Source organism: Novosphingobium sp. CECT 9465 (assembly GCF_920987055.1).
In the GTDB taxonomy this organism is placed as follows: domain Bacteria; phylum Pseudomonadota; class Alphaproteobacteria; order Sphingomonadales; family Sphingomonadaceae; genus Novosphingobium.
Window position 1 is genome coordinate 122,350 of sequence record NZ_CAKLBX010000001.1, and the last position, 26,985, is coordinate 149,334.

Here is a 26,985-nt window from a genome sequence, read left to right on the forward strand (position 1 = left end):
ACAGCCTACGCCTCCCGCTTGAGCAGGGACGCACCCTTCCAGAACAGTGCCAGCGTGATCAGCGCGAACCCGGCTGAGATCAGCATCGGCATGCCCGGCAGGTCGATGATCGCATCCGGCCCGCTGAACCGTGCCAGAGCCTGCGTATAGATCGGCGGACCTATGATTGCCGCGATGCTGCCGATGGACTGCACCGCGCCCTGCAATTCGCCCTGGCTGCGCGCATCGACCACGCGGCTGTTGTAGGCGGCTATGGGCGGCTGCACGAAGCCCTGCAGCGCGCCGACCGCAATCGCCAGGTAGACATGCCAGTATTCACGGGCGATCGTGTAGAGAATGGCCGAAATGCACAGGCCGACGACGCCAAGCACCACGGCGCGCTGCTCCCCCAGTTTCGGCAAGGCCCAGCGTAGGCCGACGCCCTGCACCAGTGCACTGGTCAGCCCGACCATGGCGAGCGCCAGCCCGACGTCGCGCACCGAAAAGCCATAGGCAGCAATCGCGAAATAGGACCACACCGCCGGGTAGACGACATGCGCCAGTTGCCACATGCCAAGGGCTGCGACGAACCACAGCACGGTCGGGCTTTGCCCGCGCAAGGCCTTGAGTGTGGAAATCGCATTCGCCTTGCGCCAGTCGAACGGGCGGCGATTGTCAGGGGTCAGCGATTCCTTGAGGAAAAACAGCCCGAACACGAAATTGGTCAGCGCCAGTGCGGCGGCCGCGTAGAACGGCAGGCGCGGGCTGATCGAGCCGAGCAATCCGCCAAGCGCCGGTCCCACGACAAATCCGAAGCCGAAGGCCAGTCCGATCATGCCGAAGTTCGCCGCGCGCTTTTCCGGCGGGGTCACATCCGCGATATAGGCATAGGCGGCGGAAAAGCTGGCACCGGTGATGCCCGCCAGCAACCGGCCCACCACCAGCCACCAGATGGTGGGTGCCACGGCCTGCAGCAGGTAATCCAGCCCCAGCATCAGCACCGCTGCCAGCAGCACGGGACGACGCCCGAAACGGTCCGAGAGGTTGCCCAGCACCGGCGCGAACACGAATTGCATCGCGGCATAGCCCGCGCTCAGCCAGCCCGCATATTCCGCCGCCGTGCCGATATCCACGCCGGTCAGATCGATGATCAGTCCCGGCAGGACCGGGATGACGATCCCGAAGCCGAGCATATCGATCATCACGATCGCAAAGACGATCCCGAACGAGGCCCGGTGCGGCTTGGATGCAGGCATGGCAGGATCTCCGGGGCGGCAAATGCGGTGGCGGGATGGACTCAGCGGCGGGCCAGGGCGTCCTCGCTCTGCGCCATCAGTTGCGCGATGATCTCGGCCACTGGCTCTTCCTTGGTGACCATGCCGACCGATTGCCCGGCCATCACCGATCCACGCTCTACATCGCCATCGATCACCGCGCGGCGCAGCGCGCCTGCCCAGAAGTGCTCGATCTCAAGCTGCGCCTGGCCCATGTCGACGATGCCTTCGTCAAGCCGCTTGGCCACTTCCACCTGCTTGGCGGTGAATTCCTCGGTGCCCTTGTTCTTGAGCGCGCGGACCGGGATCACCGGCAGGCGCGGATCGACCTGAACGCTGACGATGGCATCGCGCGCGTTGCCACGGAAGAACGCTTTCTTGAATGCCGGGTGGGCAATGGATTCGGTGGCGCAGGCAAAGCGCGTACCCAGTTGCACGCCGCTCGCACCCATTTCCAGATAGCTGGCGATCATCTCGCCCCGGCCAATGCCGCCCGCCACGAACACCACGTGATCGGCGGCCAGTTCGGGCAGAAACTCCTGCGCCAGCACCGATGTGGAGACCGGGCCGATATGCCCGCCCGCTTCCGAACCTTCGATCACCAGCGCGTCCGCGCCGGAACGCAGCAGCTTCTTGGCCAGCGCCAGCGTGGGGGCGAAGACCAGCACTTTTGCGCCAAAGTCCTTGATCGCCTCGACGCTGCCCTTGGGCGGGATGCCGCCTGCCAGCACGACATGGCCGACCTTGTGCTTTGCGCAGACCGCGATCAGATCGAACAGGGCAGGGTGCATGGTAATCAGGTTCACGCCGAACGGTCTGGCGGTCAAAACCCTCGTCGCGGTGATTTCGGCATCGAGCAGTTCGGGCGTCATCGCGCCGCAGGCGATCACGCCGAAGCCACCGGCATTGCTGATCGCCGAAACCAGATTGCGTTCGGAAACCCAGCTCATCGCTCCGCACAGGATGGCATGTTCGGTGCCGAGGAATTCGGCGCCACGGCGCATCATGGCGGAAGTTTTGGGCGTTGCGGTCATATTGGCGTGGGATCCCGTCCGGTAAACTGGCCGGGGCTTTACGGCCCCTTCGTGTCAGCAACAAGGCCGGACTTCCCGCAGATCATTGCTTTGTGTTGGCGAATGCGGGCGCCATTCCCTAAACGCCCGGAAATGACGACCTCCACGATCCGTGACCAGACCCTTGCCCGCGCAGACATCGTCGCGCTGGCCGGCGGTGCACCCCGGCATCTGGTCGACTGCGATCTTGAAGCGGCGGACCTTGGCAAGCTGGACTTGTCGGGCTGGACGTTCGAGCGGTGCAACTTGCGCCACGCCGATCTTTCGGGGGCGAACCTTTCCAATACCGTGTGGCAATCATGCCGGGCCGGATTTGCCAATTTCAGCGCCGCCGATCTGGCGGAAGCCGTGGTCAAAGCCAGCGATTTCAACAATGTGCCCTTTCGCCGCACCAATATCGCCGCAGCCCGGTTCACCGCCACGCGCATGACCGGGGCGGACTTCCACGGCGCACGGGGCATGGGCTTTGCATTCGAAGAAGTGCTGCTGGTCGGCGCGCGGCTTTCCGGCCTTTCGTTTCGCAAGGAAACCTTGCGCCGCGTCGATCTGGCGCAGGCCGATCTGGCCAAGTGCGATTTCCGGGGCACCGTCTTCGAAGGCTGCGCCTTGCGCGAAGCCAGCATGGATGGCGCGCTGTTTGCGGGGGCTGACCTGCGCGGTGCGGATCTTGGCGGGCTGAAGCTGGAGGACGCCCGGCTGTTCCGCGGCGCGGTGATTTCACGCGAACAGGCCGAGCAATTGCTGTCCGGCTGGGGCCTGCTGATCCGCTGACCGGCAAAGGCGGGGCAGGCCGCAGCCCGCCCCGCTCAAGGCTTACTCGCCGTCCATCTCATAGGCCGTGTGCAGGACGCGGACGGCCAGTTCGGTCTCGTCCTCGTCGATCAGCACCGAAACCTTGATCTCGCTGGTGGTGATCGCCTGGATGTTGATGCCGCGATCGGCCAGCGCGCGGAACATCGTGGCGGCAACGCCCGCATGGCTGCGCATGCCGACACCGACGACGCTGATCTTGGCGACCTTGCTGTTGGCCAGCATGCGGTAGTAGCCGATGGTGTCCTTGCGCTCTTCGAGCAGGGCCTGGGTGCGCGCAAGATCGGCCAGCGGTACGGTGAAGGTCACGTCGGTCTCGCCACGATCCTTGGCGATGTTCTGGATGATCATGTCGACGTTGATGTTGGCTGCGGCCAGCGGCCCGAAGATCGCCGCCACCGCGCCGGGACGGTCGGCGATGCGCGTCAGGGTGATCTTGGCTTCGTTCTTGTCGGCAGCGATGCCGGTGATCAGCTGGCGTTCCATATCAAGTCCCTCTTGGATTTTGGCAAGTTCCTCGTCGGAAACGATCATCGTGCCGGGGATTGTGTCGGCGGCAGGCGCGTCGTCATCGATGAACGAAGACAGCACCTGCACCCGTACGCCTTCCTTCATGGCAAGGCTGACCGAGCGGGTCTGCAGCACTTTCGAGCCGACAGAGGCCAGTTCGAGCATTTCCTCGTACGTCACGTTCTTCAACTTGCGCGCCTTGGCGACGATGCGCGGGTCGGTGGTGTAGACGCCGTCGACATCGGTGTAGATGTCGCAGCGATCCGCCTTGACCGCCGCCGCCACGGCCACCGCCGATGTATCGGACCCGCCCCGTCCCAGCGTGGTCACGCGGCCTGCGGGCGAAACGCCCTGGAATCCCGGAATCACGGCAATTTCGCCCGATGCCATGCTGGCCGTCAGCGCTTCGGCATCGATATCCTCGATGCGCGCCTTGGCGTGGGCGTTATCGGTCTTGATCGGCACTTGCCAGCCAAGCCACGAGCGCGCCTTGCAGCCCAATGCCTGCAAATGCATCGCCAGCAGGCCCGACGTGACTTGCTCACCGCTGGCCACGACCACGTCGTATTCGGCGGGATCATAGAGCGGGTTCGCCTCGCGGCAGAAGGTCACGAGCCGGTCGGTCTCGCCTGCCATGGCCGAAACGACGACCGCAACCTCATGCCCCGCTGCCTGCTGGCGCTGCACGATGCGCGCCACGCGGCGGATGCGCTCGGTTCCGGCCATCGAAGTGCCGCCGAATTTCATCACGATGCGGGCCAAGGGCTTGCTCCCAACCTGTCCAAACGAAAGAATCTTTCCCGCCCTGACCATAAACCCCTAGGGGCCATGGACCATGCGGCGCGGGCGCTTTAGGGACGTCATATGAGCAATGCAACCTCTGCGCATACCATTCGTCCTGATGAGGCGGCGCATTTCGGAAAGCTGGCGGCAGACTGGTGGAACCCCAAGGGTTCCTCGGCGATGCTGCACAAGCTGAACCCGGTGCGACTGGGCTTCATCCGCGATGCCATCGATTCGCACTTCGCCGCCGACTCACGCGGGCTGAAGCCGCTGGCGGGCAGGCGGGCGCTTGATGTCGGGTGTGGCGCGGGCCTGTTGTGCGAACCGCTCGCCCGGCTGGGCGCGCAAGTGACCGGGGTCGATGCGGCGCCTGAAAACATTTCCGCCGCACGCCTCCACGCCGCAGGATCGGGTCTTCCCATCGACTATCGCTGTGGCGATGTCGGCCAGCTTGGCCTTGGCGGGTATGATCTGGTCACCTCGATGGAAGTGATCGAGCATGTGGCCGACAAGGCGGCCTTCGTCGCCGCGCTGGAAACAGCGCTGGCTGACGGCGGGCTGATGATCCTCTCCACCCCCAACCGCACCCCGCAATCACGGCTGTTGCTGGTCGAAGGGGCCGAAACGCTGGGCATGGTGCCGAAGGGCACACACCACTGGGACGATTTCATCACGCCGCTTGAACTGCATGACCTGCTTGATGCGGCGGGCCTGACCATGGGCAATCCGATGGGCATTGCCTGGAGCATTTCGCGCGGGCTGCACTTGTCCGACAACACGGCGCTCAATTACATCGTCACCGTGACGCGCTGAAAAGGATACCCGAATGGCCGAGCGTTTCGAGCGTCACAAGCAGGCGTGGACCCCCGATGAAATCCAGAAGCTGCATACGCTGGCGAAAAAGGGCATGGCGCTGAAAGCTATCGCCAAGGCGCTGACACGCAGCGAGGAATCGGTGAAAGTGCGCGCCAAGGGCGACAATCTGAGCATCGCCAAGCTGCGGTAAGCGTCACTTTTCCGAAGGCAGGAATTTCTCCACCAGATCGCGCGCCAGCCGCGCGGGGCGCAGCGTTTCGGCATCGAGGCAGCACCAGCTCGACTTGACCTCGGCCAGCACTTCCTCACCACGCTTGATGATCGTTTCGTAGAAGGCGCGCGCGCCCTGGACCTTTTCGAGGATGACGTGCGCGATCACGGCATCGTCGAGGAACGTGGGACGGCGGTAGGTAATCTCGTGTTTGAGCGCCACCCACAAGTGCGCCGCCACCGCATCCGCCGGGGCCAATGCGCGCCAGTGATCGATCACCGCATCCTGTACCCATTTGAGATAGGACGCATTGTTGACGTGCCCCATGAAATCGATGTCATCGGGCACGATTGCGATAGGGACGAGGTGGGGGACCGGCTTGTTCACACCAATGTAGATAACATGATTCGCGCTTGTGCGATAGGCGCGTGAACGCCCCTTTTGCGGGCTGCAATCGTGAGCGTGGACGCAAGGGCGCAAATCCGGCATCCACGTTGCTGCGCAGTTGTCCCGCCGGTTGCGCATTCCTTCGGCATTCCATTCAGGTGCACCTTGTCCGACACGCCTTCGCAAGACCTGTTCTCACTGTTCGTTGCCCGGTGCGACGCCGCTCCGCAGGCACCGTTCCTGATCGCTGCCGATGGTGCGGTGTTGACATACGCGGCGGCAAGGCGACGCGCCGCGCAGATTGCCGGGCTGTTTCACGCCAAGGGGGTGAGGCCGGGAGACCGGATCGCGATTCAGGTCGAAAAGTCGCAGACCGCGCTTCTGACATGGCTGGCGGCAATGCAGGCGGGCGCGGTCTACCTGCCGCTCAATACCGGCTATACCACGGGCGAGATGCGCTATTTCCTCGGCGATGCGCGGCCTGCCCTGCTGGTGTGCCGCCCCGAAGACGAGGCGTTGCTGGCGCCGGTCTGCGCGCAGATCGGTGTTCCGGCATTGTTGACGCTCGATGCCGAGGGCACCGGCGGAACGCTGCCGAGCGGTGCCGACCTCCTGCCTGATGCGTTCGAAACTGTGCCTGTCACGGGCGATACGCTGGCCGCCATCCTCTACACTTCGGGCACGACCGGGCGCAGCAAGGGCGCGATGCTCAGCCATGGCAACCTTGCCACCAATGCGCTGACCTTGCGTGAATACTGGCACTTCACGGAACAGGACCGACTGCTTCACGCGCTGCCGATCTTTCATACCCATGGGCTGTTCGTGGCCACCAACGTGACGATCGCGGCAGGGGCGGCGATGATTTTCCTGCCGAAATTCGATGCCGGTGAACTTGTGCGTCTGATGCCGCAGGCCAGTGTGCTGATGGGGGTGCCGACATTCTACACCCGGTTGCTGGCACACGCGGGCTTCACCCGCGAACTTGCCGCGCCGATGCGCCTGTTCGTTTCCGGGTCTGCCCCGCTCTCTGCCGAAACGCACAAGGAGTTCAGCGCCTTGACCGGGCACGCGATCCTTGAGCGTTATGGCATGACCGAAACCGGCATGAACACCTCCAACCCTTACGAAGGATTGCGCAAGCCCGGCAGCGTCGGCTTTCCCTTGCCAGGCGTGGACCTGCGCATTGCCGATCCGGCCACGGGAGATGCTCTGCCACAAGGCGAAATCGGTGGTATCGAGGTGAAGGGGCCGAACGTGTTCGGCGGCTACTGGCAGATGCCCGAAAAGACCGCGCAGGAATTTCGCGCCGATGGCTTCTTCACCACTGGCGACATGGGCCTGATCGACGACGAAGGCTACGTCCACATCGTCGGTCGTGCCAAGGACCTGATCATCGCGGGTGGCTTCAACATCTACCCGGCCGAAGTCGAAGCCGCGTTGGACGAAATCCCCGGCATTGCCGAAAGCGCAGTGATCGGCATACCGCACCCGGACCTTGGCGAAGGGGTGGTCGCCGTGGTCACATCGACCGACCCGACGCTCGATGAGGCGGCAATAATTGCCGCACTCAAGGATCGGCTGGCGCGCTTCAAGGCTCCGCGCGCGGTGATCTTCGTCGATGAACTGCCGCGCAACACCATGGGCAAAGTGCAAAAGACCCTGCTGCGAGACGCGTACAAGGGCGTGTTTACCAATCCGCCGTCGTTGTGATGCCGCAAGCCGACGAGGGGAAAGCCGGATGATCCTGTTATCGGTCATCGTTCTGATCGCGATCTTTGCCGCGGCAATGTGGTTGCCAGTCAACATGGGGCTGATTGGATTCGCCGCAGCGCTGGGCCTCGGCCTGTTCGGCGGCGGCATGGGCGTGAAGGACGTGCTGGCGGGTTTTCCGGCGGACCTCTTCCTGACCTTGCTGGGCGTCACTTACCTGTTCGGCATCGCCAGCAGAAACGGTGCGATCGACTGGCTGGTGGGGCAGACCGCGCGCGGCCTCGGCACTCACACCGCGCTGCTGCCTGCGCTGGTTTTTCTTGTTTCAGGTGTGCTCACGGCGCTGGGTGCGGTTGGTCCTGCCGCCGTTGCCATCGTCGCGCCGATTGCCTTGCGGTTTGCCCGGACCCACGGCTTTTCCGCGCTGATGATGGGATTGATGGTAGTTCATGGCGCGCAGGCAGGCGCGTTTTCGCCGATTTCGATCTATGGCGGGATCGCCAACAAGGTACTGGCGCGCAGCGCGATCGTGCCTGATCCGATCTATCTGTTTGTGGCAAGCGCGGTGTTCAACTGCGCCATCGCCCTGGTGATCTGGGTGGTCTATGCCCGCCGCAGCGCAGCGGCTCTGGCCGCGCCTCATGTGCTGGCGGTGCCCCCCGCGCTGGGCCGCGATGGCGCGTGGACGCTGGCCGCTCTTGCCGCGCTCGCTGTGGGAGCGCTGGTGTTCAAGGTGGACATCGGCTTCATGGCGCTGCTGGTGATCATCGCGCTCGCCATCGTTGCACCGCGTACGCAGGACGGCGCTCTGAAATTTGTCGACTGGTCAACGATCCTGCTCATTTCGGGAATCATCATCTATGTCGGTGTGATGGAGCGGCTCGGCACGCTGGACGCGGCCGGTGCGATGATCGGCACGGTCGGTTCGGCATCGCTTGGTGTGCTGCTGCTGTGTTACCTTTCCAGCGTGGTTTCCGCCTTCGCATCCTCCACCGCATTGCTGGGCGTCGTCATCCCGCTGGCTGTGCCACTGCTGGGCGGATCGGATTTGTCGCCGATTGCCGTCGTCGCAGCGATCTGCATTGCCAATACCATCGTCGATACATCGCCGTTCTCCACCAACGGCGCTTTGATCGTGGGCAATGTGCCCGAAGATGACCGGCCGGCGATGCTGCACAAGCTGGTGGTATATACCGCGATCGTCATGGCGGTGGGTCCCCTGGCGGCCTGGGCTGCGTTTGTCGGGCTGCGTTAAAAAGTTTGGTTGCCTAACATTTCACCTGCTGGCAAGTGAGGGCGCGAAGCCTTGCCACGCGTCCCCGCGATGGCAAGGCTGATCCATCCTGAAGATCAAGGCCGAGCACACCGATGACCGAAATCCAGCCCACCGCGGCAGACCTTTCCAGCGAAATCGCCCGCGTTTTCGCCCTGCAGCAAGCCAACCAGTGGAAGGTCAAGGCCACCACCGCCGAACAGCGCATGGCCAAGCTGGCAAAGCTGAAGGCGGCAGTCGAATCGCACACCGATGCGATCATCACCGCCGTGCTGGAAGATACGCGCAAGCCGCTGGGCGAAATCCGCGTCACCGAAGTGCTCAACGTCACCGGCAATATCCAGCGCAATATCGACAATCTCGATGCATGGATGACGCCGACCGACGTCACGCCTTCGATGAATCCTGCCGACAAGGCGAAGATCGTCTATGAAGCGCGCGGCGTCTGCCTGATCCTTGGGCCGTGGAACTTCCCGCTGGGCCTTGCGCTCGGCCCGGTCGCGGCGGCGGTGGCGGCGGGCAACTGCTGCATCGTCAAGCTCACCGACTTGTGCCCCGCCACGGCCAGGGTGGCGGCCAGCATCATCGCCGAAGCCTTCGACGAAAGCGAAGTCGCGCTGTTCGAAGGCGATGTCAGCGTGGCCAGCGCGCTGCTGGAACTTCCGTTCAATCACATCTTCTTCACCGGCAGCACCCGCGTCGGCAAGATCGTCATGGCTGCGGCCGCAAAGCATCTTGCCAGCGTCACGCTGGAACTGGGCGGCAAATCGCCGGTCATTGTCGATGAAAGCGCAGATATCGCCAAAGTTGCGGCACAGCTTGCCAATGCCAAGCAGTTCAACGGCGGACAGGCCTGCATCAGCCCCGATTACGTGTTTGTGCGCGAAGAGCAGAAGGCCGCTTTGATCGAAGGTTTTCGGGCGAATGTTGCCGCCAATCTTTACGACAACGGCGCGATCAGGAAGGATTCCATCGCCCAGATCGTCAATCCTGCAAACTTTGCCCGCGTGAAAGCGCTGTTCGACGATGCGGTGGAAAAAGGCGCGACCGTTGCGGTGGGCGGCATTCTGGAAGCGGACGACCTGACGATCCATCCGACGATGCTGACCGACGTTACCCCGCAGATGAAGATTCTGCAGGAGGAAATCTTCGCGCCCGTAATCCCGGTGATGACGTACGAAACGCTCGATCAGGCGATTGGCTATGTCCAGGCGCGCGACAAGCCGCTGGCACTCTATGTCTACAGCCAGGATGAAGCCAGTGTGGCGCGGGTGCTGAACGAGACGTCTTCGGGCGGCGTCACCGTCAATGGCGTGTTCTCGCACTACCTGGAAAACAATCTGCCGTTCGGCGGGGTCAATCATTCCGGCACCGGCAGCTACCACGGCTACTTCGGCTTCAAGACTTTCAGCCACGAACGCGCGGTTTACATGCATCAGTGATGGACTGACCGCGCTTCAAGCAGGCGTTTCGGTCAGCTCGGCAATTTCGAAGGCAAAGCTCTTCCAGCCGCGCGTTCGCGCTGCCTCCGCGGCGGGCGCGCGTTTGCGACGGGCTTCCGCAAGCGACCGGGTGTGGCCCCAGAAGACTTCGGTCTTGCCGTTGTGAAGTTCTGCCACGATCCGCCAGTAATGCGTGAAGCTGTCGGTCGTCGGCCCGATGGTCTTCACGTAGCCATCGGGCATCGTTGCCGTAAGGTAGCGGCGTTTCCTGGTCATGGGTGCAGTCCATCGCGCATGTCCGATGGCAGCGCAATGCCGTGGGGCACGGGAACCTTGCCACCCGCAGGAGGTTGATCGGCCGATGACACAGCCCCAATGGCTTTCCCTTGCCACCCTCGCCGGGATGATGGCGCTGTTCGTGTGGGGGCGCTTCCGATATGATGTGACTGCGGTGATCGCCCTGCTGGCGGCGCTTGCGATAGGCGTCGTCAGCCCCAAGGACGCATTCTCCGGGTTTTCGGACGATATCGTGATCATCGTCGGTTCGGCTCTGGTCATGTCTGCCGCCGTTCAGCGATCGGGCCTGATAGATGGCTTGCTGATGCGGATCGCCTCGCGCGTGAGGAGCACGACGGGGCAATTGATGCTTCTTACGGCCACGGTCGGTTTCGCCTCGGCGTTGATCAAGAATGTGGGCGCGCTGGCAATGCTGATGCCGTCTGCGGTGCAAATGGCGAAGAAGGACGGCCGATCGGCGTCGGTGTTCCTTATGCCGATGGCCTTTGCGTCCTTGCTGGGCGGGTTGATGACGCTGATCGGCACATCGCCCAACATCATCGTCAGCCGCGTGCGCGAGGAGATGACAGGCGAGCCTTTCCGCATGTTCGATTATCTGCCGACGGGTCTTGTGCTGTTGCTGGCAGGACTGGTATTCCTTGCGGTGGGCTGGCGATTGCTGCCGCGTGACCGCCAGGCGTCACCCGGCATTGGCGAGGCGATCGATATTTCGGCCTACGCCATCGAAGCGACCGTTGGTGAGGGATCGCCCGCAATCGGGCAGACCGTGGCCGACTTTACGGCCCGGCATGAAGAAGAAGTCCAGGTCACCGGCCTGCTGCGCGGGGAAATACACGGCAGCCCCGATCCTGCACTGCATATCGCCCAAGCAGATGTCCTTATTCTCACCGGCGATCCCGATGCGCTGGAACGGGTGATCGCGACAGACCGGCTTGCGCTGGCCGGCGAAGGCAAGGAGGGCAGCGGAGGCCCGCCCGACAATATCGGCGTGATCGAGGCCGTGGTCGCCAGCGATTCCGGCCTGATCGGGCGGACCGCCGGACGCCTGCTGATGCGGGAGCGGCTGGGCATCAACCTGATCGCCGTATCGCGCGCGGGCGAAACGATCACCGCGAAGCCCGGCCAGATGGTCTTGCGCGCGGGTGACGTGATCGTCCTGCAAGGGCCGCTGGATGTGCTGCCCATGCGGCTGCGGCAGTTGGGCGCCTTGCCGCTGGCCGAGCGCGCGATGCGGCTGGGATCCGCCCGCAAGCGCTGGCTGCCGATCATGATTCTGGCCGTGGCGATGCTGGCGGCCGGAAGCGGCACGGTGCCTGCCGCAGTTGCGTTCTTTGCCGCGGCCGCTGTCGCCGTGATCAGCGGCGCGTTGCCGGTGAATGAAGCCTATGAGGCCGTCGAATGGCCGATCCTGATCATGCTGGCGGCATTGATCCCGGTCAGCGCGTCGTTGCAGACCACTGGCGCTTCGGATGTGATTGCCGAAGGACTGGCGGCTTTTGCCGTGCAGTTGCCGCCGTGGGGTGCGGTCGCGCTGATTCTGGTTTCGGCCATGGCGGTGACGCCTTTCCTGAACAATGCCGCGACCGTGCTGGTCATGGCACCCATCGCCGGTGTCTTCGCCACCGAACTCGGCTATCGTCCCGAACCGTTCCTGATCGCCACCGCGATCGGCGCGGGCTGCGATTTCCTGACCCCCATCGGCCACCAGTGCAATACGCTGGTGCTGGGACCGGGCGGTTATCGCTTTGGCGATTATGCAAGGCTTGGCGCGCCGCTTTCCGTGCTGGTAGCGGTCCTCGGAACACCGCTGATCCTGTGGTTCTGGCCTCTCTAACGATCATCGCGCCAGCGCGCGAGGCGGACGACCGCATCGGCCAGCATCGCCTCCGGTTTGCAATGGCACAGGCGCACGATCGTCGTTGGAGCACCTTCGCCTTCCCATAAGGCCGACAGCGGAATCGAGGCCACGCCCGCCTCATGCACGGCGCTTTCGCAGAAGCTGCGGTCGTCCAGCGTGATGCCCGATGCAGGCAGATCGATGCAGGTGAACCACGTGGCTGCACTATCGAGCAGGGCAAAACCTTCGCGCGCCAGCCCTTCCAGCAATACGCCGCGCGTCTGCGCCCAGCGCGCGGTGCAGGCCTGCGCAAGGCCGGGCGTGGCCAGACCCTCTGCCACGGCCCATTGCAGCATGGGCGGGGTGGTGAAGGTCAGGAACTGATGGGCGCGGCCCAGCACGGCCGCCATCGCGGGGGCGGCGATCATCCAGCCGACCTTCCACCCCGTCGCGCCGAAGATCTTGCCTGCCGATCCGATCTTGATCGTGCGGTCGGCCATGCCCGGCTGTGCCAGCAGCGATGCATGGCGCAGCCCGTCGAAACGGACGTTTTCCCAAACCTCGTCGCAGATCGCGATCAGATCGTGGGCAAGGCACAGTTCGGCCAGCATCGAAAGGTCGGTGGCGGACGCAACGGTGCCGGTGGGGTTGAGCGGATCGTTGACGATCACCGCGCGGGTGCGCGGGGTTATCGCCGCTGCTATCCCGACCCGGTCATAGCGCCAGTGCGGTGCCGCCAGCGGCACGAACACCGGCACCCCGCCAGCGCGCCGTACCAGCGGCGCATAAGCATCGTAGGCAGGTGCAAAGAGGATCACTTCGTCTCCGGGCGCTACCACACCCAGAATGGCGGAAGCCACGGCCTCAGTCGCCCCGGAAGTGACGATCACGCTGTCGGGCGAAAGATCGAGACCCTGTGTGCGGGCGTAGAACGCTGCCACGGCGCGGCGCAGTTCGGCCAGGCCTGCCATGGGTGGATACTGGTGCGACTTTTCCGCACTCGCCCGCGCCAGCGCAGCCAGTAGCGCGGGTGGGGGCGCTTCATCGGGAAAGCCCTGCCCCAGATTGATCGCACCCGATTGCCGGGCAAGACCCGACATGTGTTCGAAGATGGTGAGGGGCATGTCCCGATAGACGGGTGAAAGCCGCCGCGCCGGGTCGGTCATGCCTCGTCGATCACCGGGTTTGTCAATTTGCCGACCTTGCCAATGCTGATTTCGCACACGTCGCCGGCATTCATGTAAAGCGGCGGATTGCGCTTGTCGCCCACGCCGCCGGGGGTGCCGGTGACGATGACGTCCCCCGGATTGAGCGGGGTGAACGTGGAGCAATATTCGATGATGAACGCCACATCCCAGATCATGTCGGAGATCGGCTGATCCTGCACCAGTTCGCCGTTGAGGCGGGTCTGCACACGCTGATCGGCCAGATCGGGCAGTTCATCGGGCGTGACCAGAGCCGGGCCGAATGCGCCGGTGCCGGGGAAGTTCTTGCCCGGCGTGAACTGGATGTTGTGGCGCTGCCAGTTGCGCACAGAACCGTCGTTGAACACCGAATAGCCCGCGACATGGTCCAGCGCCCTGGTGCGCGGGATGCGACGACCGGGCTTGCCGATCACGACGGCAAGTTCACCTTCATAATCGAAGCGGGTGGTTTCGGGCGGGCAGACGAGGGGATCGCCATCGGCAATCAGGCTGTCGGTCCAACGCGTGAAGATTGCCGGATACTCCTTCTGCTCACGCCCGGTTTCGGCGACGTGAGTGGCATAGTTGAGGCCGACGCAGAGGATCTTGGACGGGTTGGGCACCACGGGCAACAACGCCACCTCGGCGCGGTTGAAGCTGGCGGTCGCGGGCAGGGCGCCAACATCGCCGCCAAGCGCGTCCTTGAGATACGCGCGCGCGCCGTGCTGTCCCAGATCGTGTACTGTCGTACCATCGAGGCGGCCGAAACTGGGGTTGCCATCGGGACGGCGGAAGCTGACGTAACGGGCCATTGATCTTACTCCACCGTTTGTTCAACCGGGCGCTTGACGCGAAGTGCCCGGTTGGCCCGTCCAGTGCAAGAGCCAGGCACCATCGAAAGCCGGTGTTTTCCAGCGGGCGCTCTGCCGGTCGCGCGGGAAATCTTTGCCGAAGCCTTTCAGGCTGGTTGCCCAAACTGATTTCCGCTGCAATCACCATGTGCAAAGGAGAAGGCAGGAATGGCAGGCATGGTCCGGTTCGATTGGGAAGATGCGCTGGGGCTTGAAAGCCTGCTGAGCGACGACGAGCGGATGATCCGCGATGCCGCGCGCGCCTTTGCGCAGGATCGCCTGCAACCGCGCGTGATCGAGGCTTTTGCCACCGAAACCACCGATCCCGAAATCTTCCGGGAAATGGGGGCGCAGGGGCTGCTCGGCGTTACGCTGCCCGCGGACTATGGCGGTTCGGCCGCGTCCTACGTTGCCTATGGGCTTGTCGCGCGTGAAGTGGAACGGGTGGATTCGGGCTACCGTTCGATGATGAGTGTGCAGTCCAGCCTGGTCATGTTCCCGATCCACGAATACGGATCGGAAGAGCAGCGCCGCAAGTATCTCCCAAAGCTGGCGACCGGCGAATATATTGGCTGCTTCGGCCTGACCGAGCCTGATGCAGGGTCCGACCCCGGCGGCATGCGTACCCGCGCGGTCAAGGTCGATGGCGGATATGTGATCAATGGCGCCAAGACGTGGATTTCCAACGCGCCGATCGCCGATGTTTTCGTGATCTGGGCGAAAAGCGCTGCCCATGGCGATGCCATTCGCGGCTTCGTGCTGGAAAAGGGCATGAAGGGCCTGTCCGCGCCCAAAATCGAAAACAAGATCAGCTTGCGCGCTTCGATCACCGGGATGGTGGTGATGGAGGATGTGTTCGTTCCCGACGATGCATTGCTGCCCGATGTCGAAGGGCTGAAAGGTCCGTTCGGATGCCTTAACCGCGCCCGTTACGGCATTTCGTGGGGTGCGCTGGGCGCTGCGGAATTCTGCTTTGCCGCCGCGCGCCAGTATGGGCTGGACCGGCACCAGTTTGGCCGACCGCTGGCGGCAACGCAACTGTACCAGAAGAAGCTGGCCGATATGCTCACCGACATTACGCTGGGTCTCCATGCCAGCTTGCGCATCGGGCGGCTGATGGACGAACACGCGTTCGCGCCGGAAATGATCTCGATCGTCAAGCGCAACAACGTCGGCAAGGCGCTCGATATCGCGCGGATGGCGCGTGATATGCACGGCGGCAACGGTATTTCGGGTGAATATCAGGTGATCCGTCACATGGTGAATCTTGAAACAGTGAACACCTACGAAGGTACGCACGATGTCCACGCCCTGATCCTTGGCCGCGCCATCACCGGAATCGCGGCGTTCTGATCTGGCCAGCGTGTTGCAGGGCCACTTTCGCGCTGCCATAGGCGCGGTCTTGCGATGCCATTGAAGGAATTCCCGAATGTCGATCGAACAGGCCGCCGCCCCGTTCACCGCGCTCGGTATCGATTTCGGCACGACCAATTCGGTCCTCGCGCGCAGCACGGCGGATTCGGCGGCCGATCTGGTGGAATTTGCCGCGCCTGATGCGATGACCAGCGTGTTCCGTTCGGCGCTTTGCTTCTGGCAGGATGGCGATCGGCGCGGCGGGCTTGCGCATGAGGCGGGGCCGTGGGCCATCGCCGAATTCCTCGACTTTCCCCAAGGTTCGCGCTTCCTGCAATCGTTCAAATCGGTGGCCGCCAGCAGCACTTTCGAGCACGCCAACCTGTTCGAAAAGCGCCTGCGCTTCGAGGAACTGGGCCAGACGTTCCTGCGCCACCTGATCGATCACGCAGGGTCGGCGCTGGCAAACCTGCCCGAACGCGTGATTGTGGGGCGCCCGGTGCGCTACGTCGGCTCGCGGCCCGACCCGGCACTGGCGCGGGCGCGTTATGACGCGATGTTTTCGGTGCTGGGCCGCCCGGTTCACTACGTTTACGAGCCGCTGGGCGCGGCCTACAGCTTTGCCACGCGGCTGAGCGAGCCTGCGACACTGCTCGTGGCCGATTTCGGTGGCGGCACCAGCGATTTCTCGATCGTGCGGATCAATGCCCCCGGCTCTGCCAAGCGCTGTGTGCCGCTGGGATCGGCAGGTATCGGCATCGCGGGCGACCGTTTCGATTTTCGTATCATGGATCACCTGATCCTGCCGTTGCTGGGCAAGGGCGGCACGTACAAATCGTTCGACAAGGTGCTGGAAATCCCCGCCGGTCACTTCACCGATTTTGGCGACTGGTCGCGGCTGGCGCTGATGCGCAACCGGCGGACCCTGGACGAATTGGCGCGCCTGAAACGTGCGGCAACCGATCCCGCCGCCATCGGCCGGATGATCGCGGTGATCGAGCACGAACTGGGCTATGGGCTGTACGAAGCGGTCGGGCAGTTGAAACGCGCGCTTTCGACGCAGGACCACGCGGAATTCCGGTTTGAAAGCGAAGATCTGACCATCGCGGCCGATGTCACGCGCGCGCAGTTCGAAAGCTGGATCGCGCCTGATCTTGCGCGCATTGCCGAAACGGTCGATGGCGCGCTGCTTGGCGCAGGCCTTGTGCCTGAGCAGATCGATCATGTGTTCCTGACCGGTGGCTCGTCGCTGATCCCGGCGGTGCGAACCCTGTTCGAACAGCGTTTTGGGGCGGAACGAATCGCCTGTGGTGATGAATTGACGTCCATCGCCCACGGCTTGGCGCTCATCGGCCAGACCCCGGATCTGGGAGATTGGCTGGCAGCGGATGGCGTTGCAGGCTGATGTTGTTACAATGTGAATAACTCTATTGCATCACACACTGTGATGTGAAATAGACGCTTCATGTCTAGCGAACTCATCACCAAGATCCGCCGCCTCGTCAATGAAGGTGGCATGTCCCGGTCCGGCCTTGCGCGCGCCGCAGGCCTGCACGCCAATACCCTGCGTGACCTGACCGAACCCAACTGGAATCCCACGGCGGATACTCTGGCGAAGCTCGAACGCTTTCTTTCGGACAGCGACGATACGCCGGCTCTCGTGCCGATCGAGGAAATCATCGAGGAAGCGCGCAACGGGCGCATGTTCATCCTGGTGGATGATGAAGATCGCGAGAACGAGGGCGATCTGGTGATTCCCGCGCAGATGGCAACGCCGGATGCGGTGAACTTCATGGCCACCCATGGGCGTGGACTCATCTGCCTGACGCTGACCCGCAGCCGCTGCGAACAGCTCGGCCTTGAACTGATGAGCCGCAACAACGGTACACGCCATGAAACCGCGTTCACCGTCTCGATCGAGGCGCGCGAAGGCGTGACCACCGGCATTTCTGCGGGCGACCGTGCGCGCACCGTATCTGTCGCAATCGATGCCGGAAAGACACGAGACGATATCGTGACGCCGGGCCACGTCTTCCCGCTGATCGCCCGCGATGGCGGGGTGCTGGTCCGTGCGGGCCACACCGAGGCCGCCGTCGACATCAGCCGTCTCGCCGGCCTCAATCCTTCAGGCGTGATCTGCGAGATCATGAAGGATGACGGCACGATGGCGCGAATGGACGATCTAGTCCCCTTCGCGCGCAAGCACGGTCTCAAGATGGGCACGATCCGGGACCTTATCGAATACCGCCGTCGCCACGATCACCTTGTCGAATGCATCGCCCAGGCTCCGTTCACGTCCGACTACGGCGGCGACTGGACGATCCGCACGTATCGCAACAAGGTCGATGGAACGATCCATCTGGTTCTCCAGAAGGGCACGATCCAGCCCGACCAGCCGACGCTCGTTCGTATGCACGGGATTTCGATCCTGTCCGATGTTCTCGGATCGCCCGGTCCGCGCAAGCGCATCCTTCAGCGCGCGATGGCTGAAATTGGCGAGGCCGGATCAGGCGTGATCGTGCTGTTGATGCCCAACGACCCTGAAGTGCTGGTCAACGAAGTTTCGGGCAAGGGCACCGGCAACATGGATTTGCGCAGCTATGGCATCGGGGCGCAGATCCTCGCCGATCTTGGTGTGCACGACATGACGCTGCTAACCAACGCCCACCGCAATGTCGTGGCGATCGAAGGCTACGGACTCAACATCGTTGGCGAAAAGCCGATTTCGAAGGATTGATTTTCCATGGCCAGGTTCCTGATTGTCGAAGCCCGCTTTTACGACCACCTCAACGACATGCTGATCGCAGGTGCCAAGGCTGCGATCAAGGCGGCGGGGCATGATGCCGAAGTCGTGACGGTCCCCGGTGCGCTCGAAATTCCCGGCGCAATCGCGCTGGCCGATGAATCGGGGCATTATGACGGCTATGTCGCCATTGGCGTCGTGATTCGGGGCGAGACGTATCACTTCGAGATCGTTGCGGGCGAAAGCGCGCGCGGGATCATGGCGCTGACGATGGATGGCACACCCATCGGCAACGGCATACTGACGGTCGAAAACGAGGAGCAGGCGCTGGTCCGTGCCGACCCTGCCCAGAAGGACAAGGGCGGCGAAGCGGCCAAGGCTGCCATCGCCCTTCTGGCTTTGCGCGACCGCTGGTCCTGACAGGACAAAAAGGGTGATTATACCCTTTGCAAACATCACTTCGTCATTGCGAGGAGGCGAAGCCGACGAAGCAATCCAGAGTCGTTACACATCGCCCTGGATTGCTTCACCTCGCTGCGCGAGGCTCGCAATGACGAAACCAAGGCTTGTCTCTGCCACCGACATAATCGACAAAAAAAGGGGGCCAGATTGCGCTGGCCCCCTTTGGAAGTTTGGGAGAGGATGCCTGAAAGGCACCTCCTCTATCCATCCATGCGGCCGATGCTGCAAGTGCGAAATGGGCGTGGTTAATTGCGCTTTATGCAATCATTGACCGTTTTGCCGCCAGCACGGTGTTGCTGAGCAGGCAGGCGATCGTCATCGGACCGACGCCGCCGGGAACGGGAGTCACGGCCTTGGCATGATCGAGTTCGTGCGTTGCGCAATCACCGATGAGGCGGGTCGTCCCGTCATGATCGGTAACGCGGTTGATGCCCACGTCGATCACCACCGCGCCGGGCTTTACCCAATATCCACGCACCAGATGCGGAGCACCCGCCGCCGCCACGATGATATCGGCCTTGCGCGCCACGTCGGGCAGGTCGCGCGTTTCGATATGTGTCACGGTGACCGTCGCCTCGCGTTCGAGAAGCAGCATCGATACGGGCTTCCCGACGATGTTCGATTTTCCGATCACGACGACGTTAAGGCCGCGATAATCGTCGATCACGCTGTCGAGCAGCAGCATTACCCCCAGCGGGGTGCAGGGCACGAGTCCGCCGGTGCCGGTGGACAGTCGTCCGACATTCACAGGATGGAACCCGTCGACATCCTTGCCCGGATCGATCCGATCCAGCACCAGCGCTGCGTCGATATGGCGGGGCAGCGGCAATTGCACGAGGATGCCGTGCACGGCAGGATCGGCATTGAACCGGTCGATGAGCGTCAGCACATCGTCCTGGGCGGTTTCGGCGGCCAGGCGATGTTCGATCGAATGGATGCCAACCTTGCGGCATTGCGCGATCTTGCGCCCGACATAGACCTCGCTGGCCGGATCGTTGCCCACCAGGATCACCGCAAGGCCCGGAGCCGCACCGCCTGCTGCGACAATCTCCGCCACATCCTGCGCGGTGCGTACCAGCACTTGCGCGGCAAGCGCCTTGCCATCGATGATTTGTGCCATGTTGCCTTCTATCCCCGCCTCGCGCGGCCTGCCTGCCGCGTCGTTACGGCTGATATTGTATGTGTTGCATACAAATATTTCAACCTGCGATTTGAAGCGCCGGGATGACATGCGCCAGCACATGGGCCAGCGCCGCCCGATTGATGTCACGCGCGCGGTCTTCGGTCTCCGCTTCGGAATAGCAGCGCAGTTCCGGTGCATTGCCCGATGGGCGGAAATGGATCACCGCGCCATCGGCAAAGGTCATGCGATAACCGTCCGTTGTATCGATGGCCGCGGGCTTCCCCGCTATCGCGCCGAAGGCCTGTTCGATCCGGGTCAGCTGGCCGGCGGTATCACCTTCGGACAGGAAGGCGATCAGCGCAGCGCTGTGCGCTTGCGGGAAATCGGCCACGCGATCGCTGAACGTAAAGCGCGGCGGCAGTTCTGCCACGGTTTCGCTTACGCGCTTTTCGCCCGCAGTGGTGATGACGGCCAGAATCGGGAGAAGTGCATCGCGGGTCGGCAATGCTGCCAGGTCGCCCACCGGAGTACCCAGAAGGAAGCCGCCGTTCGCCTCATACCCGCACACGCATGCGTCGGGGTCCCGTTGCGCGGCCTCCATCATCGCCGCGATCACGTAGGGCGATCCAATGCGTGTGCGCAGGACCTGTGGCACCGCACCGCTCAACTCGGCCACGGTGTTGCTGCTGACCGGGGTTACGACAACGTCTGCCGCAACCGCGCGCGCGCAAAGCAACCCCACGATATCGCCGCGCAGCCAGGTGCCGCTGGCATCGGCCACGAGCGGGCGATCGGAATCCCCATCCGTAGAGATGATCGCATCGACCTTGTTCGCAGCGGCCCATTCCGCCGCCAAAGCCACGTCTTCGGCGCGGATGGCTTCCGTATCGACTGGTACGAACTGTTCCGACCGGCCGAACGGCACGGCGGTGCCACCAAGAGCTTCGACCACGCGAACGAGGAGATCGCGCCCGACGGCGGAATGCTGGTAAACGCCGATGGTGAGGCCGGAGAGCGCCCTGGCGCCGAAGTGGAATACATAGCGCGCCACATAAGCGTCTTCCACATCGAGAATCGATGGCAGCACCGCCGGGTCGATCAATGCATCGTCGGGACCGTAGCGGGCTGGATCGATGGTGACGCTCTGGCCGACGATGCCGGCTTCGTCCGATTTCAACACTTCGCCATGGGGACGGTAGAATTTGATCCCGTTACGGTCTGCCGGGATGTGGCTGCCGGTAACCATGATCGATGCAATGCCGCTGCCCATGGCATGGAAGGCCAGCGCCGGGGTGGGCGTGTAGCCGCAGAATACCACCTCGCCGCCGCAATCGCGCACTGCCGTGGCACAGGCGGTCAGGATACGCGGGGTGCTGGTGCGCAAGTCTCCGGCCAGCGCGACCTTGTCGCCCGCGCTGAACTCGCCAATGTCCGAAAGATACCGCAGGAACGCGGTCGCATAAGCGTGGCAGAGGCGGTCCGTCATCGCCGAAGCGAGTCCGCGCACCCCGCTGGTGCCGAAGGGAACGCCGCTTTGTGCCATCAGGTCAGCCACGGTCACGGTGTGGATTCGGCTCAAGTTGTTCATCTGCAATGCATATCCCATTCTTGCCGGGCGTTGGACCACAGGGGGTTTCCGGTCTTTAGCCGCCCAGCCCAGTAAAAGGCAAAGGCTTGGTGTGCGTTTGCGAAACAGCGGGGACAGCCTGGTGGTTCCGGTGCATCCGGTATGCCAGCAACAATTGATTACATTTGGTTCCGACAATGTTACGCACCCAGCCCCATTCATGCTGCGATTGCGAAGAGTGGAACCGATATCCGATGGCCGACCCTGCTGCCGACCACCATATCCCGACATTCCGGGATTTTTCGCGCTGGACGGCCTGCGTACTGGGGCCGGACGCAGGGTTTCTCAGGCTGGCGCTGCTTTATGGCGCAGCGATTTCGCTACTGTCGCTGGCCACGCCGATTTCGGTGCAACTGCTGATCAATTCCGTTGCCAACACCGCGCTGCCCGCACCGCTGCTGACGCTTGCGGCAATCCTGTTCACGCTGCTGGTGATCTCTGGCGTGCTCAGCGCTTTTCGCGTTCATTTGCTGGCACTGTTCGAACGACGCTTCTTTGCCCGGCTGGTTGCCGAAATCACCCTGCGTGCGGTCCACGCGCAAAACCCGTTCTTCGTGGATGCGCGGCGCGGTGACCTGTTCAACCGCTTTTTCGATACGGTCGTCGTCCAGAAATCGCTGACCAGCCTGTTGATCGGCGGGTTCACCATTGTTTTGCAAAGTCTGGTCGGGCTGGTCGTGACCAGCTTCTACCATCCGTTCTTCCTTGCGTTCAACACCGTGCTGGTATTGCTGGTCGTCGTCATCTGGCGGGTTTGGGCCAGTTCCAGCCTGCGCACGGCGGTAACCAAGAGCCACGCCAAGCACGCCGCGGCCCATTGGCTGGACAGTGTCGGCGGATCGAACGGCATTTACAAGTCAAGCCGCCATATGACTTTCGCGATAGACCGATCGGAAGCCGTCACGGCCCGTTATGTCGACTGCCACCGCCGCCATTTCCGCCATACCTTCGGGCAAACCATCGCACTGTTGCTGCTTTATGCGCTCGCCAGTGCGGGATTGCTGGCGATGGGTGGCTGGCTGATCCTGGAGGGCGAATTGTCGATCGGGCAGCTGGTCGCGGCCGAACTGATTCTTTCCGGCGTGTTCTACGGGATCGCGCAACTCGGCACATATCTTGAAATATTCTATGATCTGGCTGCCAGCATGGAGGAACTGTCGCTGTTCTGGGACGTGCCGCAGGAACCGGCGCCAGATGGCGATGCCCCTGCGCTGCCTGATGGCGCGATCCGGCTGCGCGATGTGCGCCACGGTGATCACCTGTTCGATTTTTCCGTGGCAAGCGGCGCGCAAGTGGGCGTGATCGCTGCGCCCGGCGTCGAGCGCAGCCTTGTAGCCCTGCTCAAGCGGCTGGACGTGCCGCAGAGCGGTTTTGTCAGCGTCGGGGGGGCAGACCTTGGCACATTCGACATGTACCGGCTGCGCTCGGACGTGATCGTGCTTGACCGGCCGACGATCATCGAGATGACCGTGCGGGAATACCTTTCGCTCAGCGCACCCGGTCGTCCCGAAGCGATGCTCGATGCGCTGGAACTGGTTGGCCTTGCCCGCCGTGTCGGCGATTTGCCGGGCGGACTGGACGCGCGCCTGTCCTCGTCCGGCTGGCCGCTTTCCGTGGGCGAAACGATGGCGCTCAAGCTGGCCGGCGCGTTGCTCGCCCGTCCGCGCGTGATGATGCTTTCCCCACTGTTTGACATGCTGCCGCCTGCGCGTCTGGATGCGGTGCTGGCACAATTGCGTACGCACGGCACTACCGTTCTGCAATTCACCGGTCGTCCCGAAGGTTTGCAGCGCGACACGTGGCTGTGGATCGGCAAGCGCACACAGCGGCAGGTAGCCGATCCGGCGGAGATCGCGCCCTTGGCGATGCACGACGAGGAGCGCTGAGCCATGGCAACTGCACCGCGCAACCTTTCCGCATTCACCACGTTTGGAACCCTGCGCGTACCTCGGCTGACGCGGGCGTTGGGGTGGATGATCGCCATCGCGCTCCCCCTGATCGCGGTGTTCCTGTTCTTGGTTCACTGGGTCCAGACCGCGCCGGGGCGGGGCGAGGTGATCGCGCTCAACCCTGAAGACCGGGTGCAACAGGTGACCGCGCTGGTGCCGGGACGGGTCGAGAAGTGGTACGTCGTTGACGGACAATCGGTGAAGCAGGGCGATCCGATTGCCCGGATCATCGACAATGATCCCTCGCTCCTGACCAGTCTGGCTGCCGAACGCGCGCAAGTGCTCGCCCAGATTGCCGCCGCCGAACAGGCGATGGCGGTGGCGCGGATCGATGTGGGGCGTTCGGGTGAATTGCTTTCGGAAGGCCTTGCCGCGCGGCGCGATTACGAAAACACGCAGATCAAGGTGGCTGAACTTGGTGCCAAGCTGGCCGAAGCCCGCGCCAAGCTGAGTAAGGTCGATATCGCGCTGGGCCGCCAGTCGGTGCAACTGGTGCGCGCCCCGCGGGACGGGCGCATCCAGGCACTCAACACTGCCGCCGGGGCCACGCTGGTCAGTGCAGGCGACTGGCTGGCAACGCTTGCCCCCGACCGCGCCGAACGCGTGGTCGAGTTGATGGTCGATGGCCGCGACGTGGCTCTGGTGCGGCGCGGACAGCCGGTGCGGCTGCACTTCGAAGGCTGGCCTGCCATCCAGTTCAGCGGCTGGCCTTCGGTGGCGCAGGGAATGTTCGATGGACGGGTGCGCTCGATAGATCCGTCCGCGCAGGCAACCGGCCTGTTCCGTGTGCTGGTGGAACCGATGCCCGGCAAACCGCGCTGGCCGGACGGCAACTTCGTTCGACTGGGATCGAAAGTGCGCGGCTGGATTCAGATGGAAACCGTGACCATCGGCTACGAACTGTGGCGCCAGCTCAACGACTTTCCGCTGGAATTTCCGCAGCCGGTCGATCCCGGTCCGCGCAAGGGCACTGCCGCCAAGGCGCTGTCCGACAAGGAGGCCGCCAAGGCCAAGCCTAAGGCGGAAGGCTATGGCGAGGACGAGAAATGATCCGCCGCCTGATCGTGGCTGCTGCGTTTGTGTTCGCCCTGCCGGCCTATGCGGCGGAACTGACGCTGGATGACGTCCTGCGGTCGTCCGCCACGCATGCGCCGCAGATCCTTGAGGCGATGGCGCGGCAGAGGCAGGCCGATGCGCGGGCGTTGTCGGCGCAGGGGCAGTTCGATCTGGTGTTCGATGCCGATGCGCAAAGCCGCGCGCTGGGGTTTTACGACGGCACGTTCGCCGATGTGAAGGCCAGCCGCCCGTTGCAGAACAATGGCGGCAGCATCTACACCGGCTATCGCCTGTCGAGCGGCGCGTTCCCGTCCTACGATGGCAAGTCTGTCACCAACCAGCTTGGCGAGGTGCGTGTCGGCGCGGTCTTCTCGCTGCTGCGCGACCGCGTGATTGATGAGCGGCGCGGTCGGCGCGAACTGGCCGAGACCGACATCGACCTTGCCGCGCTGGATCGCGACATGATCGCCATCGGCGTCCAGCGCCGGGCAATAGAAGCCTACCAGCAATGGGTTGCGGCGGGTCTGCGCGTCGCCACCTTGCGCGAACTGTTCGACCTTGCGCAGCAGCGCCAGTCGTCGATCGAACGGCAGATAGACCTTGGCGCGCGGCCCGCCATCCTGGGTGTCGAGAACCGCCAGAACATCGTGCGGCGCAAGGCGCTGCTGGTGCGGGCCGAACAGGACCTGACGCTGTTCGCCAACGCGCTTTCGCTGTTCCTGCGTGACGATCTGGGCCGTCCGGTCGTGCCCGATGCCGCGCGTCTGCCCAGGGCCATGCCCGAAGGCGTCAGCCCCCGGCTGGTGGATCGAACGGAGGCCATGTCCGGGCGGCCCGATATCCGCGCGCTCATGGCGCGGATCGATCAGAACGGCATCCGCGCACGGCTGGCCGAAAACGAACTGCGCCCCCGGCTGGATCTGCGCGCGGAGGCATCCAAGGACATTGGGGCCGGTTCGCCCGTCCGCACCCCTGCCGAAGCGCTGCTTGGCCTGCGCTTCACGCTTCCGCTGGAACAGCGCGCGGCGCGGGGGCGCATCGCCGAAGTCGCCGCCGAACAGGATGCGCTAACGCTGCGCCTGCGTTTGCTGGAAGAGCAGGTCGGCGTGGAAATCGCCAACTTGCGCACACAGATGGACGGAGCCGAGCGCCTCGCCGCGCTGGCGACGGACGAAGCCGCGCTGGCGCGTCGCATGGCCGAGGCAGAGCGCCGCCGCTATGCGCTGGGCGCGAGCGACTTCCTTGTCGTCAACTTGCGCGAAGAAGCGCTGGCCGATGCCACGATCCGCGAAATCGATGCGATCTATCGAAGTGCTGCCGCCCGTGCGGAACTCGTCGCCGCCATGGCCGATCGGGATCAGTTGCGCCTGTAGCAACGGCGCGCTCAGTCGCCCGGCGTGGCGCGGTCGATCATGTCCATGAAGTTGCGCGCCGCATCGCGGTCATCCGCATCCTTGAACGCCACGTCCAGATCCGGCGCGGCGCCCAGCATGTAGAGCAAGGACCACATCCCGAACCGCCGCGCCCGGTCCTTCTCCAGTCCGAAATCCACCAGCATATGCTCGATCCCCGCCTCCAGCGCGGCAGGCGTTGCGGCGGCAAGGTCCTCGGTCCCGAAGTACCGGCGCATCTGATCGTCGAATTCCATGGGGTGGGCTTATGCGAAGCGTCGGGCGGACGCAACGGGACCGAAGACCCATCCCTAACCCTCGAAGCCAAAATCCCGCCAATCCGGCAGCAACCCCGATTGCCCAATCTTCACCACGGCGCAAGAAAACCCCATGCCCACCTTCAAACCCCGCAACACCGAGCGCGCCCGCACGCTCCGGCGCGAGGCCACGCCGACCGAGCGTCTGCTCTGGCGCTATCTGTCACGCGCTGGTCCGGGTGGAGGCGTGGGCGCAAAGTTCAGCCGCCAAATGCCCATCGGTCCCTACTTCGCCGATTTCCTCTGCCGCGAATGGATGATCGTGGTCGAACTGGACGGCCACAGCCACGACCTGCGCCCTGACTACGACGCCGCCCGCGATCGCTTTATGGCCGATGCCGGGTATCAGGTGCTGCGCTTCACCAACGCCGATGTGCGAGAGAATGTGGAAGGCGTGGTGATGGCTATCGCTCTGGCGGTTGAGGCGGCAAAGGCGCGTCATGTTCGGCTACCGCCGAATGCCCATCCCTAACCCTTCCCGCAAACGGGAAGGGGACAAGAAAGCGAAGAACACCAAGCAAAACGGG

25 protein-coding genes are annotated in these 26,985 nt (G+C 63.6%); 15 read left to right on the forward strand and 10 right to left on the reverse strand.

The annotated features are described in order from the left end of the window. Positions 1–5 precede the first annotated feature (5 nt). Together LUA85_RS00595 and LUA85_RS00600 are read right to left on the reverse strand one after the other, a co-directional pair. A complete protein-coding gene (locus LUA85_RS00595; RefSeq protein WP_231466379.1) occupies positions 6–1,235 on the reverse strand; it encodes a TCR/Tet family MFS transporter in 1,230 nt (409 codons plus the stop codon). A 41-nt stretch (positions 1,236–1,276) separates the two neighbouring features. Beyond that, complete coding sequence (locus LUA85_RS00600) at positions 1,277–2,287, reverse strand: nitronate monooxygenase family protein (RefSeq protein ID WP_231466380.1); 1,011 nt, start codon at positions 2,285–2,287, stop codon at positions 1,277–1,279. 132 nt (positions 2,288–2,419) lie between these two features. On the opposite strand from LUA85_RS00600, the gene LUA85_RS00605 reads away from it, so the two are divergent. Continuing rightward, the gene (locus tag LUA85_RS00605) at positions 2,420–3,097 is read left to right on the forward strand and encodes a pentapeptide repeat-containing protein (RefSeq protein ID WP_231466381.1); all 678 of its coding nucleotides are present in this window, start codon (positions 2,420–2,422) and stop codon (positions 3,095–3,097) included. Between the two features lie 42 nt (positions 3,098–3,139). On the opposite strand, the gene LUA85_RS00610 is transcribed toward LUA85_RS00605, so the two are convergent. After that, complete coding sequence (locus LUA85_RS00610; protein WP_231471725.1) at positions 3,140–4,393, reverse strand: aspartate kinase; 1,254 nt, start codon at positions 4,391–4,393, stop codon at positions 3,140–3,142. Between the two features lie 117 nt (positions 4,394–4,510). Between LUA85_RS00610 and ubiG the strand changes: the two genes are divergently transcribed. After that, the gene (ubiG, locus tag LUA85_RS00615; protein ID WP_231466382.1) at positions 4,511–5,242 is read left to right on the forward strand and encodes a bifunctional 2-polyprenyl-6-hydroxyphenol methylase/3-demethylubiquinol 3-O-methyltransferase UbiG; all 732 of its coding nucleotides are present in this window, start codon (positions 4,511–4,513) and stop codon (positions 5,240–5,242) included. Between the two features lie 13 nt (positions 5,243–5,255). Further along, on the forward strand, positions 5,256–5,435 hold the full coding sequence (locus tag LUA85_RS00620; protein WP_231466383.1) for a hypothetical protein: 180 nt from the start codon (positions 5,256–5,258) through the stop codon (positions 5,433–5,435). 3 nt (positions 5,436–5,438) lie between these two features. Here the strand turns inward: LUA85_RS00620 and LUA85_RS00625 are convergent, their stop codons facing one another. Continuing rightward, positions 5,439–5,843: a thioesterase family protein gene (locus LUA85_RS00625; RefSeq protein ID WP_231466384.1), complete on the reverse strand. Its 405-nt coding sequence runs from the start codon at positions 5,841–5,843 to the stop codon at positions 5,439–5,441. Positions 5,844–6,008: 165 nt separating this feature from the next. Between LUA85_RS00625 and LUA85_RS00630 the strand changes: the two genes are divergently transcribed. The 3 genes from LUA85_RS00630 to LUA85_RS00640 all read left to right on the forward strand — a co-directional run bounded on the left by LUA85_RS00630 (position 6,009) and on the right by LUA85_RS00640 (position 10,268). Beyond that, complete coding sequence (locus LUA85_RS00630) at positions 6,009–7,553, forward strand: malonyl-CoA synthase (protein WP_231466385.1); 1,545 nt, start codon at positions 6,009–6,011, stop codon at positions 7,551–7,553. Between the two features lie 28 nt (positions 7,554–7,581). Continuing rightward, positions 7,582–8,808 carry an SLC13 family permease gene (locus LUA85_RS00635; RefSeq protein WP_231466386.1) on the forward strand — a complete coding sequence of 409 codons (1,227 nt, stop codon included), beginning with the start codon at positions 7,582–7,584 and terminating at the stop codon, positions 8,806–8,808. A gap of 113 nt (positions 8,809–8,921) precedes the next feature. Continuing rightward, positions 8,922–10,268, forward strand: coding sequence for an aldehyde dehydrogenase family protein (locus LUA85_RS00640; protein WP_231466387.1), 1,347 nt, complete (start codon positions 8,922–8,924; stop codon positions 10,266–10,268). Positions 10,269–10,283: 15 nt separating this feature from the next. Here LUA85_RS00640 and LUA85_RS00645 read toward each other — a convergent pair whose 3' ends face one another. Then, positions 10,284–10,544 (reverse strand): hypothetical protein, encoded by a 261-nt coding sequence (locus LUA85_RS00645; RefSeq protein WP_231466388.1) that lies wholly within the window; start codon positions 10,542–10,544, stop codon positions 10,284–10,286. Between the two features lie 85 nt (positions 10,545–10,629). Here LUA85_RS00645 and LUA85_RS00650 point away from each other — a divergent pair, with 85 nt between their 5' ends. Beyond that, on the forward strand, positions 10,630–12,399 hold the full coding sequence (locus tag LUA85_RS00650) for an SLC13 family permease (RefSeq protein WP_231466389.1): 1,770 nt from the start codon (positions 10,630–10,632) through the stop codon (positions 12,397–12,399). Here the strand turns inward: LUA85_RS00650 and LUA85_RS00655 are convergent. Both LUA85_RS00655 and LUA85_RS00660 read right to left on the reverse strand, forming a co-directional pair. Continuing rightward, a complete protein-coding gene (locus tag LUA85_RS00655; protein WP_231466390.1) occupies positions 12,396–13,568 on the reverse strand; it encodes an aminotransferase in 1,173 nt (390 codons plus the stop codon). The genes LUA85_RS00650 and LUA85_RS00655 overlap by 4 nt on opposite strands. Next, a complete protein-coding gene (locus LUA85_RS00660; RefSeq protein WP_231466391.1) occupies positions 13,565–14,398 on the reverse strand; it encodes a fumarylacetoacetate hydrolase family protein in 834 nt (277 codons plus the stop codon). The genes LUA85_RS00655 and LUA85_RS00660 overlap by 4 nt, the downstream gene beginning before the upstream one ends. Before the next feature lie 207 nt (positions 14,399–14,605). Here LUA85_RS00660 and LUA85_RS00665 point away from each other — a divergent pair, with 207 nt between their 5' ends. The 4 genes from LUA85_RS00665 to ribH all read left to right on the forward strand — a co-directional run bounded on the left by LUA85_RS00665 (position 14,606) and on the right by ribH (position 18,953). Continuing rightward, positions 14,606–15,790 carry an acyl-CoA dehydrogenase gene (locus LUA85_RS00665; RefSeq protein ID WP_231466392.1) on the forward strand — a complete coding sequence of 395 codons (1,185 nt, stop codon included), beginning with the start codon at positions 14,606–14,608 and terminating at the stop codon, positions 15,788–15,790. A gap of 76 nt (positions 15,791–15,866) precedes the next feature. Beyond that, positions 15,867–17,195: an Hsp70 family protein gene (locus LUA85_RS00670; protein ID WP_231466393.1), complete on the forward strand. Its 1,329-nt coding sequence runs from the start codon at positions 15,867–15,869 to the stop codon at positions 17,193–17,195. Positions 17,196–17,255: 60 nt separating this feature from the next. After that, entirely contained in the window at positions 17,256–18,527 is a 1,272-nt protein-coding gene (gene ribB, locus LUA85_RS00675; protein WP_231466394.1) for a 3,4-dihydroxy-2-butanone-4-phosphate synthase, read from the forward strand. A gap of 6 nt (positions 18,528–18,533) precedes the next feature. After that, positions 18,534–18,953 (forward strand): 6,7-dimethyl-8-ribityllumazine synthase, encoded by a 420-nt coding sequence (gene ribH / locus LUA85_RS00680; RefSeq protein ID WP_231466395.1) that lies wholly within the window; start codon positions 18,534–18,536, stop codon positions 18,951–18,953. A gap of 298 nt (positions 18,954–19,251) precedes the next feature. Here ribH and folD read toward each other — a convergent pair whose 3' ends face one another. Together folD and LUA85_RS00690 are read right to left on the reverse strand one after the other, a co-directional pair. Further along, positions 19,252–20,115, reverse strand: a complete 864-nt coding sequence (gene folD, locus LUA85_RS00685; protein WP_231466397.1) for a bifunctional methylenetetrahydrofolate dehydrogenase/methenyltetrahydrofolate cyclohydrolase FolD — start codon at positions 20,113–20,115, stop codon at positions 19,252–19,254. Positions 20,116–20,194: 79 nt separating this feature from the next. Next, a complete protein-coding gene (locus LUA85_RS00690; RefSeq protein WP_371823632.1) occupies positions 20,195–21,697 on the reverse strand; it encodes a phosphomannomutase in 1,503 nt (500 codons plus the stop codon). Positions 21,698–21,939: 242 nt separating this feature from the next. On the opposite strand from LUA85_RS00690, the gene LUA85_RS00695 reads away from it, so the two are divergent. The 3 genes from LUA85_RS00695 to LUA85_RS00705 are packed head-to-tail and all read left to right on the forward strand — an operon-like array spanning position 21,940 to position 26,123. Continuing rightward, a complete protein-coding gene (locus LUA85_RS00695; protein WP_231466399.1) occupies positions 21,940–23,631 on the forward strand; it encodes an ABC transporter transmembrane domain-containing protein in 1,692 nt (563 codons plus the stop codon). A gap of 3 nt (positions 23,632–23,634) precedes the next feature. Beyond that, a complete protein-coding gene (locus LUA85_RS00700; RefSeq protein WP_231466401.1) occupies positions 23,635–24,744 on the forward strand; it encodes an efflux RND transporter periplasmic adaptor subunit in 1,110 nt (369 codons plus the stop codon). Then, positions 24,741–26,123 (forward strand): TolC family protein, encoded by a 1,383-nt coding sequence (locus tag LUA85_RS00705; RefSeq protein WP_231466402.1) that lies wholly within the window; start codon positions 24,741–24,743, stop codon positions 26,121–26,123. The genes LUA85_RS00700 and LUA85_RS00705 overlap by 4 nt, the downstream gene beginning before the upstream one ends. Positions 26,124–26,134: 11 nt before the next feature. Here the strand turns inward: LUA85_RS00705 and LUA85_RS00710 are convergent, their stop codons facing one another. After that, entirely contained in the window at positions 26,135–26,398 is a 264-nt protein-coding gene (locus tag LUA85_RS00710; RefSeq protein WP_231466404.1) for a hypothetical protein, read from the reverse strand. A 133-nt stretch (positions 26,399–26,531) separates the two neighbouring features. Between LUA85_RS00710 and LUA85_RS00715 the strand changes: the two genes are divergently transcribed. Continuing rightward, entirely contained in the window at positions 26,532–26,930 is a 399-nt protein-coding gene (locus tag LUA85_RS00715; protein ID WP_231466405.1) for an endonuclease domain-containing protein, read from the forward strand. The last annotated feature ends 55 nt before the right edge of the window (positions 26,931–26,985 follow it).